The organism is Deltaproteobacteria bacterium, assembly GCA_016235345.1.
In the GTDB taxonomy this organism is placed as follows: Bacteria; Desulfobacterota; Desulfobacteria; order Desulfobacterales; family Desulfatibacillaceae; genus JACRLG01.
Genome location: JACRLG010000010.1, coordinates 60,649 through 75,719 on the forward strand (window position 1 = coordinate 60,649; position 15,071 = coordinate 75,719).

Here is a 15,071-nt window from a genome sequence, read left to right on the forward strand (position 1 = left end):
ACAGACACTGAAACCCGCAAGACATAGCCTTGCGGGCGACGAAAAAACCGGCAAGAGCCGTTTCGTTTTTTCACGCCACTCGTTTAGTCCTACCCCCTGCCTACGGCAAAGGTGGCTTTACGCGGATCACTTGGGAGCCAGGATCATCACCAGGGTGCGGCCCTCGAATCGCGGGGCCTGCTCGATGACGGCCATTTCCTCGATGGCCTTCTGGACCTTCAGGAGCATCTGCATTCCCCTTTCGGAGAAGGCGATCTCGCGGCCCCGGAACATGACGGTAACCTTGACCTTGTCGCGGTCCTCGGTGAGGAACCGCTTGATGTGCGTGATCTTGGTTTCCAGGTCGTGGTCGCCGGTCTTGGGCCGGACCTTGATCTCCTTGACGGTGAAAGTGGCCGCCTTCTTCTTGGCCTCCTGGAGCTTCTTGGTCTGCTGGTACTTGTACTTCCCGTAGTCCATGATCTTGCAGACCGGAGGCTTGGCCGTGGGCGACACCTCCACCAGATCGAGCCCTGCTGCGTCCGCAATGGCCTGGGCCTGATGGATGGGCAGAACTCCCAATTGCCCTCCCTCGGCGTCGATAAGGCGGACTTCCCTCGCCTTGATCATCTTGTTGATGTTGACCCGCTTCTCTATGTGCCCACCTCCTTGTGTCGTTATTGGCCAGGGCCGCAGTATTGGGCTGCGGATTCGTACCGTACCATAAACCTAAGCTGTATTCGCACTTGCCTCTAATTGCAAGCATAAAATTGACTCACTCGCGGCATCAGGCGCGATCTTTCCGACTTGCGTACCAACCGGGCTTTGATGTTGCTCTTTTACAGCTTTTCCGTATAAATTGAAACAACAAACTACCATCCTCAGCCCGAAGGAATTTTTTTTGAAAAAGTTCATCTCATGGAACGTGAACGGCATAAGGGCCGTGGAGAAAAAGGGACTGGCCGCCATGATCGCCGGATCGGGGGCCGACATCTACGCGCTCCAGGAAACCAAGGCCCAGCCTGACCAGCTAACGGACGAGCTGAAAAACATAACCGGCTATACTTCCTTTTTCGCAAGCGCCGTGCGCCGGGGTTACTCCGGGGTGGCTGTTTACGTCAAAGAAAATCCCATAAGCGTCACAACCGGCCTTCAAGAGCCCGATTTCGACAACGAGGGCCGAGTGCTGACCCTTGAATATGACGATTTTTTTTTCGTGAACTGCTACTTTCCCAATGCGCAGGACAAGCTAACCCGGATCGATTACAAGATCGCCTTCAACGAAAGGCTTCTCGCCCATGTTTCGGAGCTTGCGGCAAAAAAGACCGTGGTCGTAACGGGTGATTTCAACGTGGCCCACAAGCCCATTGATCTCGCCAACCCCAGGCAGAACGAGGGCAACCCCGGCTATTCGCCCAGGGAGAGGGCCTGGATGGACAGATTCATAAGCAGCGGATGGGTGGACACCTTCCGCTTGTTCGACGACAGGCCGGGCCAATACACCTGGTGGAGCTACCGGTTCAAGGCCCGCGAAAAGAACATAGGATGGAGAATCGACTATTTCTGCGTGGATGGAAAAAGCAGGTCGAGGGTAAAGTCCGCTTCCATTTTAAGCGACGTCATGGGTTCGGACCATTGCCCGGTAAGCGTCGAAATAGAGTGAAAAACCGCACGGGAGAGAACATGCGCACACGTCATCTTGCTGTATTGGCCTTTTTTTCGCTGGCCATGGCGCTCACGATTTTCATAGTCATTCCAAAGGCCCCCGCCAAAGAGCTTTCCGCCCAGGAAATACTGGATTACGTGGACGACCTTTACCGGGGAAAATCCTCCCAGGGCAGGATGACCATGACAATAGTGACGGCCCAGTGGAAAAGAAGCCTTTCCATCGAGTTCTGGGCCAAGGGCAAGGAAAACTCCCTGATGCGCATAACGGCCCCCGCCAAGGAAAAGGGCACCGCAACCTTGCGTGTGGGAAACGACATGTACAACTACCTCCCCAAGGTCAAGCGCACCATAAAACTGCCGTCCTCCATGATGAGCGCATCCTGGATGGGCTCGCATTTCACCAACGACGATCTGGTGAAGGAAAGCCGCTTTACGGACGACTTCACCTTTAAAATCACGGGCCGCAGCACCGAGGGCGGAGCCCCCGTAGCCGAGATCACCTGCATCCCCAAGCCGGACGCGGCTGTGGTCTGGGGCAAGGTTGTGGTTTACGCCAGGATCAGCGACTACATTCCCCTGCGAAGCCTTTATTACGACGAGGACGGCAAGCTCGCCCGCACCATGGCCTTTTCCGAACTGGGCAAGACCGGCGACCGGATGATCCCCAAGGTTCTCACAATAACCCCCCAGGACAAGCCCAAGGAAATGACCGTGGTGCGCTACGACGACATCCGTTACGACGTGAAACTTGCGGATGATCTGTTCTCCCTGCGAACCTTGGAGAAATAAGCGCCTGTCTAAAAACGCGAACTGCTGTGTCAGGCATCACCAAAAAGTCGGTCACGTACAAAAGAGTACGCTCCCTCCTTTTGGGCTCGCCAACCTTAGCATTTCATCGTTTTTTTCCAGGCTTTGTTCGTTGCCCCTTGAAACTGTCTGTCTAAGGAACCATATGCCCGTCTTCCGTCACGCCTGGCGCAACCTCTGGCGCAACAGCCGCCGAACCATGATAACACTTGCGGCGGTCATGTTCACCACGGCCATCCTCATCGCCAGCTACAGCCTCATGCAGGGGATGATAGTCCACGCGGTGCAGAACGCCACCAACCTCGTCATGGGCGAGGTACAGGTTCACGCGCCGGACTACAGGTTCAGGCGCGAGCTGCACCAGCTCATAGACAGGCCCGAAACCATCATGGACAGGATAAAGGCCAGGGGGGTCCACGCGGCGGCCCGCACCTACGGCTACGGCCTTGCCGCCTGCGGCTCCAAAAGCTCAGGGGCCATGTTCTGGGGCGTGAACCCAAAGGATGAAATTTCCGCCTTCGATCTTTGCAGGTTTCTGGAAACCGGGAAATACCTCGATCAAACGCCGATGCGTGGGGTGGTGCTGGGGAAAAAGCTGGCCAAGAGCCTGAAAGCAAGGGTGGGAAGCGAAATAGTGGTGGTGGTGCAGGCCGCCGACGGATCAATGGGCAACGACCTCTACACCGTGACGGGAATTCTGAAATCCGCAGGGGATTCCATAGACCGGGACGCGGCCATAATTCACCGCTCAGATTTCGCAGAACTCTTCGTTTTGCCCGAAGGCGCGCACGAGATAGCCGTCAACTCGCGCGGCGGCAAGACCCTGGAGGAAACTGTGCAACTGGCCATCACGGCCGCTCCGGGCATGGAGACCGCCTCCTGGCGGGTTCTGGTTCCGGCCCTTTCGGACATAACCGCCATTTTCGACGCCGCAATGGTGATCTTCGGGCTGGTGTTCATCCTGGCGGGCGGCCTTGGGGTGATGAACACCATGCTCATGGCCACCTTCGAGCGCACCCGCGAATTCGGCATCCTAAAGGCCCTTGGGGCAACCCGGCTCCGCATAGTGGGCGACGTTGCCGCCGAGGCCCTGGTTCTGGCCTCCATCGCGGCCTCGGTGGGCATGGTCATCGGCCTGACACTGTCTTGGTATCTTACCGTTAAGGGCATCGACACATCTGCCTTTTCCGACGGCTACTCCCTTTCGGGCATCGCCGTGGACACCCACTGGCGGGCCAAGATCACCCTCAAGACCACCCTCTTCCCGGTGGTCTCCATGTCCCTCATATCGGTCCTGGCCTCCCTCTACCCGGCCTGGCTCGCCGCCCGCCTGGACCCGGTAAAGGCCATAAACGCGGTGTGACAAAAGTTTTACATCCGCCCTGTTCCGATAAATTTCACGCTGGAAGCTCGGCCAGGAGGGTGTCCAGGAAGTTTTCCACCAGGGGGCGGCCTATGAAGCCCTCGCAGAAGCCGGAAGTGAGGGTGAGGCCTCCCTTGAATCCCGAAAGGCAGACCGACACCACAGGGGGATAGGCCACCGTGGTGGTTATGTAGGCGTTGGTTGCGGCGGCGTCGGCGAAGTCCGCCCGGAAATCCCCGAAAGCCCCGGTGTTGGTGAAAAGGGGCGCGACCCTCCCAGTGGTCTTGGCCTGCTTTTTCTGGAGGCCCCCCAAAAAGTCGTGAAATCCCAATGACGCGCTAAGGGGAAGGGCCTTGAAGGCCAGGGTCGTGATGGGAAAATTCCCCAGGGCGAGATAATCCGCCTTCAAATCGTTTATGCGGTCACGCGCGGCAAAAAGGGTGCCGTCAAAGGACGCGCCGATTTCGCGGCCCAGGTCGAGGTAGAAAAACCCGGAAAGATTGCAGATGGCCTGGGCCTGCTCGTGTGGGAGATATCGCCTCAAATCCGCAGTGATCACGAGCCTTGGCCAGCCTCCGGGATTGAGCGTTTTGAAAAAGGCCCGCAGATGCGCGGCCACCATCACGTCATTCACAGTGGCCCCGTGGGTCTTGCCGTAGTCCCTCACCCTTTTGAAGCGCTCCGCAGCGATTCTCCTGACTATGAGGGTCGGAAGGCTCTGACCGCCGGTTTCGATGTGATTGGCCAGAAACCTGGCGGGCCGCATGAATTCAGCCGCGTCCCGAAACCCCCGCCTTACTATTTTTAAAGCGTCGCCTTGCCCGAACTTCGAAAAAATCTGTGAAAGGCTGCGGCTCGCACGGTTCACATCCGGGACGTAGCGCGGGTTGTCTTTAAGTTTCCGGTAGGTGGAGGACAGAAGCGCCACGTAGTCCTTCAGGCCCCCGCCGTCTCCGGCCACGTGGTTTATGCGCACCACCAGGGTATCCGTGACCGAGCGCAGAACCGCGAGCCTTACCTGCGGGCCGGAAAAAAGGTCGGTGGCCGGGCAGTCCACCATGAAGCGCCCGAAATCGGCGTCGTATTCTGAGGTTTCAAAAAGAGCGGCTATTTCCCCGTCGGCGGGTGCACCAATCCTCTCCCACTCCGCTCCGAAACTCCTGGGAACGAATCGCGAGCCCAGAACCGGCTCGGCGGCAAGGCACAGCCGGGCGGCCTTTAAGAGGCGCTCGAAGTCCAGGCGGCCATCGAAGTCAATCACGCAGCGTATGTCCGAATCGTGCGAACCGCGCATCCAGTAAAGTATAAGGTCTTCCAGGACGGCCCTTTTCCGGTCTGGGGATGTCATTTTTCGGTACCATGCTCCTTTTGATGAATTCTCAAAACGCCTTCAAATGCCGGATAACCGCCGGAATCGCGGGTTTTTTCCGGCCCGGCGCAGGCCCCTTTATGGGGCGTCCTTTTTCAGTTTTCTGAAATCCTTCATCATTTTCCATCCCATGAGGTCCAGGAGGCCCGGATGGACCCTGTAGAGCCACCACAGGAAGCGGGCGTTGAACGGAAAGGTGATTATGCTCCGGTTGGCCGCAACGCCGTCCAAAATGATGCGCGCAGCCTTTTCAACTCCCAGCATGGGAACAGGGATCATGGAGAGGATGTCGTCGATTTCGGCCTTCATGATGGGGGTTTTCTGCCAGATTTCGGTGTCCACGAGGCCGGGGCAGGCCACGCTAACCTTTACGCCCAGCCTGGCCCCCTCGGCCCTTATGGTGGTGGAAAGCCCCACCACCGCGTGTTTAGATGCAGCGTAGGGCGCCTTGACCGGAAAGGGCAGAAGTCCGGCAAGGGAGGAGACGTTCACGATGTGGCCGTGGCCCTGGGCCGCCATGAGCCTGTAGGCGGAAAGGGTGCCGTACAGCACGCCGAAAAAATTGACGGAAAAAACCTCCTTAAACTGTGAGGCGGTAAGGTCGAGGCTCTCTCCGGCAATGCTTATCCCGGCGTTGTTCACCATGTAATCGAGCCGTCCGAAGCGGCGCGCCACGTCCGTTATCGCCTGATCCACGGCCTTTTCATCGCTCACGTCGAGAACGCTCGACATTGAGCTTCCCCCTGACCTGCGTATGAGAAGGGCGGTTTCCTCAACGTTTTCCGGGCTTCGTCCCGTGGCCACCACAAAGGCTCCGCGCGAGGCGAGATCGAGGCAAAGGGCCCGCCCTATGCCTGCTCCCGCGCCGGTGACCATGACAATCTTTTTGGTGAAGGGTCTCTTCATTCCTGCATGGTCCTTTTTAAGATCGATAGGCTGCGTACCCTGGTTCCTTCACGGATGTCCGCTTCTTTGAAAACGGGCATAATGTGCGTGTGAAGTATTGCACATTTTTTTTCATTGGGGTATGGTATGCTGAGTTTCAGCGGCGAACCTGAAAAAAGTTCCTTGTTGGCCCGATTGAAGCACCGTATGTTGTGGTTGATGGTTCTTGCAACATCATCATCCATTGGTTTTGAAAAACTTGCCAGGCTCTGTGCCAACTCATCGAAGAAGGTTCCGGGGGGACCCTTCCTCTCCTTGCATCAAAAAAAAGCGCCTACAGGCTGTTGCTGCAAAAAGCCCCGGCTTGGCGGACACCGGCATGATCGTGAGCCTTTGTCCGGGACCGTGCGATCCGTCTTTATGCAGTCTTTCAGGGCTTTTTTTCGACCTCATCCATTTTAATGGTGACTGCCATGACTTATGACAAACCGGGCAAAGATCATGTCTCCGTTTCCATCCACGAGGGCTTTTACTACGACAAGGTACTAAAGCTCCCCACCGTCATCAAGGAATACGAGGCGGTTGAGAAAATCCTGGACGACCTCCAGTACATGGCCTGCATCACGGTTCAGATAGAGCAGTTGTCCAGGATAGAATATCTTTACGGCTCCAACTCCTACAACCATCTTCTTTTGCGAATCGCCCAAATTCTTTCAAACATCAAGGAAAAAGAGTTCCGGGGCCGTGACATTTTCGTGGTGGACCTTTACGACACCGACACCTTCGTGATTTTCCTGTCCCCCCCGCGCGAGAACAAGACCCAGTTGGTGCTTCACCTGGAATCCATTTCGGAACGCATAAGGGTCGGGCTGGAGAGCGAAATTTTCCACCTTCTTTATCCATACCTCAAGGAATACGTGAGGCCCAACATAGGCTACGCCCTGGAAATCAAAAACCCCATGGTTTCCAACATGAGGCTCATCCGCCAGCTTGTGCGCAATTCCAAGAAGATGGGCGAGTTCATGGCCTCCAAGCGCAGCTACATGAGCAGGTACGGGCTCCAGCGCCTCATAATCGAGCGCGACGTGCGCACAGTGTTCCAGCCCATTGTGGACCTTTCCAGCCTTGAAGTGATCGGCTACGAGGCCCTTTCGAGAGGGCCTGAAAACACCGAGTTCACCAGCCCCACCCTGCTTTTCCTCCTGGCCTCGGAATGCGGCCTTTCCTTCGAGCTGGACCGGGTATGCCGCAGAAAGGCCCTTGAGTGCGTGAAGTGCCTCAAAACGCCCCTCAAAATCTTCATCAACACGCTTTCCATGACCATCCACGACCCTGAGTTTCGGGGCCTTTATCTTCAGGAACTCCTGGCGGACCTTGAAATCAAGCCCGAAAACGTGGTGTTCGAGATCAGCGAAAAGCTCGCCATAGACAACTACGAGCTTTTCCGCGACGCCATGCAGCACTATACCGACGTGGGCATAGTCCACGCCGGGGACGACATGGGCACGGGCTATTCCGATCTTGAAAGGGTCATGGAACTCAATCCGGGATTCTTGAAGGTGGACATTTCCTTCGTGCGCGGTGTTGACAAAAGCTACATGAAGCAGCAGATAGTGAAGGCCATGGTGAGCCTGAGCCAGAGCATAGGCAGCCAGATCATCGTGGAGGGAATCGAAACCGTGGGCGAATACGAGATGCTGAAAAGCCTCAACGTGCCATTCGGGCAGGGCTTCCTGTTCGCCAGGCCGTCGCCCGACCTGGTTCCTGCCATCCGCACCGATTTCGTAAGGTCCAGAACCTCCAAACCAGGGGCGGCTATGGCCTGCTGATTCGATTTATGATCACCTAAAACGCAACCAAGGAGAAACGTATGTTCGCCGGTGTAAGGACCATCCTGTTCGCCACCAATCTTTCCACGGAAGCCCGCCGGGTTTTTGAATACACCGTCTCCCTTGCCGACGGCCTTGGCGCACAGATCGTGCTGCTTCACGTGCTGGAAGGAACAAGCAGCGTCGTGGAGTCGCGGCTTCGGAACATCGTCACCGAAGACACCGTGGCGGCCATCAAGGAGAAGAACCGGGAGGCGGCCAAGGACGCCCTTATCGGCAAATCCCGCGACGGACGGATGATCCACGACGCCCTTCACGCAATGTGCGACGACGAGAAAGCGGCCCGCAAGGAATGCAGGTTCGGAATAGCCGAGATCGTGATTGCCGAAGGCAACGTGGGGGACGTGATAGTTGACGCAGCCGGGAAGAACAATTGCGACCTGATCGTAATGGGCCACTATGAGCGCGGTTTTTTCGAGCTTGGCCGGCTCACCTCGGCGGTGAATCACGTGCTCAAAAAATCCGGCATCCCCGTTCTTCTGGTGCCAGTAAAGGAAAAAGAATAAAAGAAACGTTTTGGGGAGCGCCGGATCCGTTGCCCGGAGGATGACATGGCCTGGAAAAAGGTTTCCCAGGAACTGGCCGAGCTTCTGGAAGAGGCGGTGCGGCCTTACAGCGCCCTAAAAAAAACCATGTTCGGGTGCCCGGTTTTTTTCACCAACGGCTACATGTTCGCGGGCGCTCACCAAGACACCGTGATCCTGAGGCTTTCGGACGTCGATCTTGCCCGTCTTTTTCTTGAATGCGACAAGGCCCTTCCCTTCGAACCCATGGAGGGACGCCTGATGAAGGATTACGCGGCGCTTCCCGAAACCATCTACGGCGACCCGGCCCTTCTGGACCTTTGGATCAGCCGCGCCCACGCCCACGTGATGTCCCTGCCGCCCAAGGCCCCCAAGCCACCACGGGCCAAAAAAACGGTCAGGCCGAAAACTGCCAGATGAAAAACCGGCTCAGGATTCCCTCACCGAAAAACCCAACCGGGCGATGAGCGAAAGGTCATCCTCCACGGCCCGCCCGGCCTGGGTGAGGTAGTTTCCGGTCATTATTCCGCTTGCTCCCGCAAAAAAAACCAGGGGGGCCAGTTCCTTCATGTTGGCCTCCCTGCCGCCGCACACCAGAATATCCTTTTGAGGCAGAACATAGCGCAAAAGAGCGATTATCTTGATGCACCGCAGAGGCGTAATACGCCCCGCCCCTTCCATTCTGGTTCCCTTTATGGGGATCAAAAAATTAACCGGCACCGCGTCAACGTCAAGCTCCCTCAAGGTAAGAGCCATTTCAAGAACCTGGGCGTCCGATTCGCCAAGCCCGAAAATCCCTCCCGAACAGGTGGAAAGCCCCGCCGCCCTGGCGGCCCTGAGGGTTTCCAACCTCTCCTCGAAGCTGTGGGTGGTGCAGATGTTGTTAAAATGGCTTTTCGCGGTTTCCAGGTTGTGATGATACCGGCTCATGCCCGCAGCCTTAAGAAGGGCAAAGTCCTCTGCGTCAAGGATTCCAAGGGAAGCGCACAGCCCAAGCCCGCCTGCCTCCGTTTCCGAAAAAGCCCCGGCCACCCTTGCCACCTCGGCCCTGGGAAGCCTCCTGCCGCTGGTCACCACCGAATACCGGTTGATGCCGGAACCGCCCGCATAGGCGGCCCCCTGCCTTATCGTATCTTTGTCCATGAGGCCGTAGCGGGAAATGTCGGCGGAAGCCATCGCCGACTGGGAGCAGAAGGCGCAGTCCTCGGAGCAGTTTCCGCTCTTGGCGTTGACTATGGTGCAAAGATGCACGCTTTTACCGAAATGCCTCTCCCTTATGATGTCGGCCCCGGCGGCCAGGCGCAGGGCGTCGCCTTCCGGCGTTTCCGCCAGGGCCACAAGGGCGCTCAAGTCAGGCGTTTCCCCGGCGGCTATGCCGTGGGCAAGGTTGAAAATGTCCCTGGAGTTCATTTGATTATCCTTGAAATGAAAAACGGCGGGGTTTCAGGAGGCGTCAAAGCCATCAAGATAAAGCCTTTGAAGTGTTGAAAAACCGACTTCCGTAACTTTCGGTATCCGGGCCAGCACTTTTACCCGTCCGTAGTATTCGACGGCCTTTTTGTTTTCGGGGTTTTCAGGCCCGTTCATGACCACGCCAAGAATTTCGATTTCCCGTCTTCCGAGTTCCGAAAGGGTCAGAAGCGTATGATTTATGGTTCCAAGCCCGCTCCGCGAAACGACGATCACAGGAAGGCCGAGCCTTTTCACGAGATCGGCCACAAGGTCGCGGTCGTTCAAGGGAACCATGATGCCGCCCGCGCCCTCCACGATAAGATGCCCGTTTTCGGGAACCGGGGGAAGGGCGAAGTCGTCCAGGCTGATGGAGACGCCCTCCATGGAGGCCGCCAGATGTGGCGAGACCGGGGCCTTTAAGCGGTAAGTCTCCGGGAAAAAGCGGTCCGCCGGAAGGCCTGTGGCGGCCCTTATCCATGATGTGTCGCAGCCATCGACGGTACCGCTCTGAACCGGCTTCCAGTAGCGGGCGTTCGCGAGCCCTGTCATCAGCACCGCCGAAACGAAGGTCTTGCCCACGCCCGTATCTGTTCCGGTTACGAAAAAAGCCCTCGGGAATTTCATGGCCGCTTCCATGAGGCGAAGACCGAAACGAGGTTTTTCACCATTTCGCGGCTGTGAAGGGCAGAAAGTGAAAGCCTGATCCGGCTTTTGCCCCTTTCCACGGTGGGCGGGCGGATGGCCACGGCCAGAACGCCGTTATCCGAAAGATGGGTGGAAAGGCTTAAGGTCTCGGCCTCGCCGCCGATTATCACCGGCACTATCTGGCTTTGGGAGGCCCCGGTGGAAAAGCCTATGGCGTTCAAGGATTCCCGCAAAAACAAAGAGTTGTCGGCAAGGTTTTTCCGTTCGGCGTCCATTTCCGGTACCAGGTCCAGGGCCGCGTCCACCGCGCCGACAACCGAAGGAGGAAGAGCCGTGGAGTAGATGAAGCCGCCGCAACGGTTTACCAGATAATGGTACATTCTCTCGGAGCAGGCCGCGTAGGCCCCGAAGGAGCCCAGGGCCTTGCCGAAGGTGCCCATGACGAGGTCAACGGGAAGCCCGTGGCACAGGCCCGCGCCTTTGGGGCCGAAAACCCCCGTTGCATGGGCCTCGTCAACCATTAGAAGGGAGTCGAACTCGCTGGCCAGCGCCGACAGTGCCTTGATGTTAGCGATATCGCCGTCCATGCTGAAAACCGATTCCGTGACGATGAGAATTCCCGAATGGTCGGCTCCCCGGTTTTCCTCCAGAATTTTTCGCATGGCGGTAATGTCGTTGTGGGGAGCCTTCACCACCCTGCACCTGGATGAAAGCACACCCTGGATGATGCTTGCATGATTGAGCGAGTCCGAAATTATGAGGGTGTTCTTGTTAGCCAGGGCCGGGATGAGGCTCACGTTGGCCTGGAACCCGGAGTTCAGAACAAGCGCCCTCTCCGTCCCCTTGAATGCCGCGAGTTTTTCCTCCACCCGGTGAAAGCAGTCGTAAGAGCCGCACACAAGGCGGCTTGCGGTGGCGCCCACGCCGTATTTATGAAGGTACTCGGCGGCCCGCTCCACCAGGAGCGGATGCCTGGAAAGGCCCAGGTAATCGTTGGATGAGAAATTCACCATTTCCCTTCCATCGGCATCCACCGTAACCCCGCCCGTTGGAACAAGGGGCTTAAGCCTTCTGAACTGGCAGGCGGATTCGCGCCTTTTTAGCTCGTCGTCAATGAAGGAATACCTGTCGCGGGGCTCGATTCCGTCCCTCATTCTTCCATCTCCTCGAAAACGGCCTCGGAAACCGCGCCGCAGAGCTTGTAAAGGTCGCTTTCGCCTGCGATGTAGGGCGGCATGAGGTAAACCAGCTTCCCGAAGGGCCTTATCCACACGCCCTTTTCAACGAAACGCCTCTGGATGGATGCCACATTGACGGGCCTTTCCGTCTCCACCACCCCTATGGCCCCCAACACCCGGACGTCCGCCACGCCGTGAAGATAAGCCATCGGGGAAAGCTCTTTTGAAAAAATGGCCTCGATGGCGCAAACCCGCTCCCGCCAGGGAGTTGACTCCAGAAGGTCCAGGCTTGCAAGGGCCGTGGCACAGGCCAGGGGGTTGGCCATGAAGGTCGGCCCGTGCATGAAAACGCGGGGCGGGCCTTCTGATATGGCGAGGGCCACGGCTTCGGTGCAAAGGGTTGCGGCAAGGGTCATCATGCCGCCCGTAAGGGCCTTTCCCAGGCACATTATGTCCGGCCAGACCCCAGCGTGCTGGCAGGCGAGCATTTTTCCAGTGCGCCCGAAACCCGTGGCTATTTCATCGGCTATGAACAAAAGCCCGTGCTCGTCGCAAAGCTCCCGCACGCGGGCCACGTAACGGGGCGAGTAAAAGCGCATCCCCCCCGCGCCCTGGACGACAGGCTCCAAAATCACCGCTGCGGATTCGTTTTTGTGGGCGGAAATCAAATGCGCAAGCTCGGAGACGTCGGCCTCATCCCACGGATCATGAAACCCAAGGCGCGGAGCCGGAGCGAAGATGTTTTTTTGAAGCAGGCCGGAAAAGATTCCGTGCATCCCGGTTTCAGGGTCGCATACGCCCATGGCCCCGAAGGTGTCGCCGTGGTAGCCGCCTTTAATGGTGATGATGCGCTTTTTTTCCGGGCGGCCCAGGGCGTGCCAGTACTGCCAGGCCATTTTGAGGGCGACTTCCACGGAAACCGAGCCTGAGTCGGAAAAAAACACGCGGGGAAGCCGGCCTCCGGTAAGGGCCGAAAGGCGTTCGGCAAGCTCCACCGCCGGACGATGGGTGAGGCCCCCGAACATCACGTGGCTCATTTTGGAAAGCTGGCGGGTGATGGCCGCGTTTAAGGCCGGGTGGTTGTAACCGTGAATGGCCGCCCACCAGGAACTCATCCCGTCAACCAGTTCCCGGCCATCCGCAAGGCGGATCCGCACACCATGCGCCGATTCCACCGGGTAGACCGGAAGAGGCTCCGTTGCGCTGGTGTAGGGGTGCCAGACGTGCGCCCTGTCGCCTGATAGAATATCGTCCGGGTCAATCCCTGTCATGCCCACTCCTTTTCCTAGCAAGTTTTATGGAATTGACTGAGAGTAAAGTCAAGGGCTTTTGCCTCACAAGTAATAAAGCGCGGTTCCATTTCAACGCGAATTGGGGTACAGAAATCCGCGCTGGCAGGCTGGAATTACCTCAATGGAGTTGATCCGGGTGGAACTACTTGTAATCGCGGTTTTTCTTTTCGTTTACCTTGGAATGGCCGCAGGCGGGGTTCCGGGCCTTGCCATAGACCGCAGCGGGGTGGCCCTTCTGGGCGCGATAGCCCTTCTGGCCGGTGGAGCGGTCACAGCCGAATCGGCCTGGGCCTCAGTGGACGTATCCACCATCGGCCTTCTTTTCGGGCTCATGGTGGTTTCGGCCCAGTTCCGGCTTGGCGGCTTCTACACCCTGCTTTCCCGCAGAATCGCATCCCTGGATGGCCCTCCGGGGCTTCTGCTTGGGCTTGTGATAGGCTCCTCGGCTGTCTTGTCCGCACTTTTGGCCAACGACATCGTGTGCCTCGCCATGACGCCGGTTCTCATCGAAGGCTGCGTAAAACGGAAGCTGGACCCTGTTCCCCACCTTCTGGGCCTTGCCTGCGCCGCCAACGTGGGAAGCGCGGCGACCCTCATAGGAAACCCCCAGAACATGCTGATAGGCCAGGTTCTGGGCCTGTCCTTCGGCGGCTATCTGGCGGACGCCCTTCCTGTTGCGGTTGCCGGGCTTTTTGCGGTTTGGCTCGTTATTGCCTTAATGTTCCGGGGAAGGTGGGAAAGAAGCATGGACGCACCCCCGGCGGAATCGCCCCCCTACGACCGGTGGCAGACGGGAAAGGGCTTTTTTGTGCTGGCAGTATTGATTGCGGTGTTCCTCTGGGGGGGCATTCCCAGGGAGGCGGCGGCCCTGGCCGGGGCCGGGGTGCTGCTCCTAAGCAGAAGGCTTGCCTCCCGCAGCATATTCGGCCTCATCGACTGGCCTCTTCTTCTGCTCTTTTTCGGGCTTTTCGTTGTAAACGACAGCCTTTCAAAGGCGGGAATCACCGAATGGGCTTTTCACGCACTCTCCATCACGGGCCTCGACCTTGACCGGTGGCCCGTGCTTTTCGGGCTCACTGCGGTTTTGTCCAACATCGTGTCCAATGTGCCCGCCGTGATGCTTCTTCTTCCCCAGTGCCAAACACCGGAATCGGGGCTCGTGCTGGCCCTTTCCAGCACCCTTGCCGGAAACCTGATTTTAACCGGAAGCATAGCCAACCTCATCGTGGCCGAATGGGCCGCCGTAATGGGAGTCCGCATAACCTGGCTCTCCCACGCGGTGGTGGGGGTGCCGGTCACCATCCTGACCCTTGCCCTTGCTGCGGGCTGGCTGTGGCTGGGCTGAAACGCAAAGGCTGTAAGGCAGGCTTAAAAACTTGACTGGAACCGTATTTCGATTATCATTGGAAAGCTCAAAAATTCGCATCCGGGAAAGATTGTCATGGGAAACATTTTTAATTACCAGGGCCACAAGGGCTCCATCGAAATCGACGGCGCAAAAAAAATCCTGCACGGGCGGATTCTCGAAATTCCCGAAACCGTCTGCTACGAGGCCGGAAGCGTTGATGAACTGGAGCGCAGCTTCAAAAAAGCCGTGGACAATTACCTTGCAGGCTCGTACGCAAGTTCCCCGGAAAGCATAAGGGTTCTTCTGGTGGACGACGAGGAGCGCTTTCTCGCCACCATGAGCCGCATTTTGACGGTCCGGGGCCTTGACGTGAAAACCGCGCCAGATGCCGCAAAAGCCCTTGATGAGCTTTCCCGCTCGCCCTTCGACGTTGTGATTCTTGATGAAAAAATGCCGGGGATGAAGGGTACCGAGGCGCTTCCCCTCATAAGGAGAACCGCGCCCGGCGTCGAGGTGATTATGCTTACGGGCCACGCGTCTGTGGACGCGGCGGCATGCGCCATTCGGGAGGGCGGTTGCGAGTACCTTTTAAAACCCTGCCCCACCGAGGTTCTGCTGGACAAGATAGGCTGGGCCTATGAACGGAAAAAGGCAAGAAGGGCTGAGCCCTAA

Annotated in this window: 15 protein-coding genes; 8 read left to right on the forward strand and 7 right to left on the reverse strand. The window is 57.7% G+C overall.

Translation table 11 applies throughout. The features are described 5' to 3' along the window. Positions 1-126: 126 nt before the first annotated feature. Positions 127-609: a translation initiation factor IF-3 gene (locus HZB23_05090; GenBank protein MBI5844031.1), complete on the reverse strand. Its 483-nt coding sequence runs from the start codon at positions 607-609 to the stop codon at positions 127-129. Positions 610-880: 271 nt separating this feature from the next. On the opposite strand from HZB23_05090, the gene xth reads away from it, so the two are divergent. From xth to HZB23_05105, 3 genes are all read left to right on the forward strand, one after another. Then, positions 881-1,642, forward strand: a complete 762-nt coding sequence (gene xth, locus HZB23_05095; GenBank protein ID MBI5844032.1) for an exodeoxyribonuclease III — start codon at positions 881-883, stop codon at positions 1,640-1,642. A 20-nt stretch (positions 1,643-1,662) separates the two neighbouring features. Beyond that, positions 1,663-2,436, forward strand: coding sequence for an outer membrane lipoprotein-sorting protein (locus tag HZB23_05100; protein MBI5844033.1), 774 nt, complete (start codon positions 1,663-1,665; stop codon positions 2,434-2,436). A gap of 163 nt (positions 2,437-2,599) precedes the next feature. Beyond that, the gene (locus tag HZB23_05105) at positions 2,600-3,817 is read left to right on the forward strand and encodes an ABC transporter permease (protein MBI5844034.1); all 1,218 of its coding nucleotides are present in this window, start codon (positions 2,600-2,602) and stop codon (positions 3,815-3,817) included. Between the two features lie 34 nt (positions 3,818-3,851). Here HZB23_05105 and HZB23_05110 read toward each other — a convergent pair whose 3' ends face one another. Next, entirely contained in the window at positions 3,852-5,165 is a 1,314-nt protein-coding gene (locus HZB23_05110) for a hypothetical protein (GenBank protein MBI5844035.1), read from the reverse strand. A 99-nt stretch (positions 5,166-5,264) separates the two neighbouring features. Beyond that, entirely contained in the window at positions 5,265-6,092 is an 828-nt protein-coding gene (locus HZB23_05115) for an SDR family oxidoreductase (protein MBI5844036.1), read from the reverse strand. A 452-nt stretch (positions 6,093-6,544) separates the two neighbouring features. On the opposite strand from HZB23_05115, the gene HZB23_05120 reads away from it, so the two are divergent. From HZB23_05120 to HZB23_05130, 3 genes are read left to right on the forward strand one after another with little or no spacing between them, the layout of a single operon-like run. Then, positions 6,545-7,900 (forward strand): EAL domain-containing protein, encoded by a 1,356-nt coding sequence (locus tag HZB23_05120; GenBank protein ID MBI5844037.1) that lies wholly within the window; start codon positions 6,545-6,547, stop codon positions 7,898-7,900. Positions 7,901-7,941: 41 nt separating this feature from the next. After that, positions 7,942-8,466 (forward strand): universal stress protein, encoded by a 525-nt coding sequence (locus tag HZB23_05125; GenBank protein ID MBI5844038.1) that lies wholly within the window; start codon positions 7,942-7,944, stop codon positions 8,464-8,466. Positions 8,467-8,511: 45 nt separating this feature from the next. Further along, entirely contained in the window at positions 8,512-8,904 is a 393-nt protein-coding gene (locus HZB23_05130) for a TfoX/Sxy family protein (protein MBI5844039.1), read from the forward strand. A gap of 9 nt (positions 8,905-8,913) precedes the next feature. Here HZB23_05130 and bioB read toward each other — a convergent pair whose 3' ends face one another. Genes bioB through bioA form a run of 4 tightly spaced genes read right to left on the reverse strand, consistent with a single transcriptional unit; the run spans position 8,914 to position 13,021 of the window. Next, the gene (gene bioB / locus HZB23_05135; protein ID MBI5844040.1) at positions 8,914-9,894 is read right to left on the reverse strand and encodes a biotin synthase BioB; all 981 of its coding nucleotides are present in this window, start codon (positions 9,892-9,894) and stop codon (positions 8,914-8,916) included. Between the two features lie 33 nt (positions 9,895-9,927). After that, entirely contained in the window at positions 9,928-10,560 is a 633-nt protein-coding gene (gene bioD / locus HZB23_05140) for a dethiobiotin synthase (GenBank protein ID MBI5844041.1), read from the reverse strand. Further along, positions 10,557-11,735, reverse strand: coding sequence for an 8-amino-7-oxononanoate synthase (gene bioF / locus HZB23_05145; protein ID MBI5844042.1), 1,179 nt, complete (start codon positions 11,733-11,735; stop codon positions 10,557-10,559). The genes bioD and bioF overlap by 4 nt, the downstream gene beginning before the upstream one ends. Continuing rightward, a complete protein-coding gene (bioA, locus tag HZB23_05150; GenBank protein MBI5844043.1) occupies positions 11,732-13,021 on the reverse strand; it encodes an adenosylmethionine--8-amino-7-oxononanoate transaminase in 1,290 nt (429 codons plus the stop codon). Before bioA ends, bioF begins: the two co-directional genes overlap by 4 nt. A gap of 166 nt (positions 13,022-13,187) precedes the next feature. Between bioA and HZB23_05155 the strand changes: the two genes are divergently transcribed. Next, positions 13,188-14,396: an anion transporter gene (locus HZB23_05155; GenBank protein MBI5844044.1), complete on the forward strand. Its 1,209-nt coding sequence runs from the start codon at positions 13,188-13,190 to the stop codon at positions 14,394-14,396. A gap of 96 nt (positions 14,397-14,492) precedes the next feature. Beyond that, positions 14,493-15,071 carry a response regulator gene (locus HZB23_05160; GenBank protein MBI5844045.1) on the forward strand — a complete coding sequence of 193 codons (579 nt, stop codon included), beginning with the start codon at positions 14,493-14,495 and terminating at the stop codon, positions 15,069-15,071.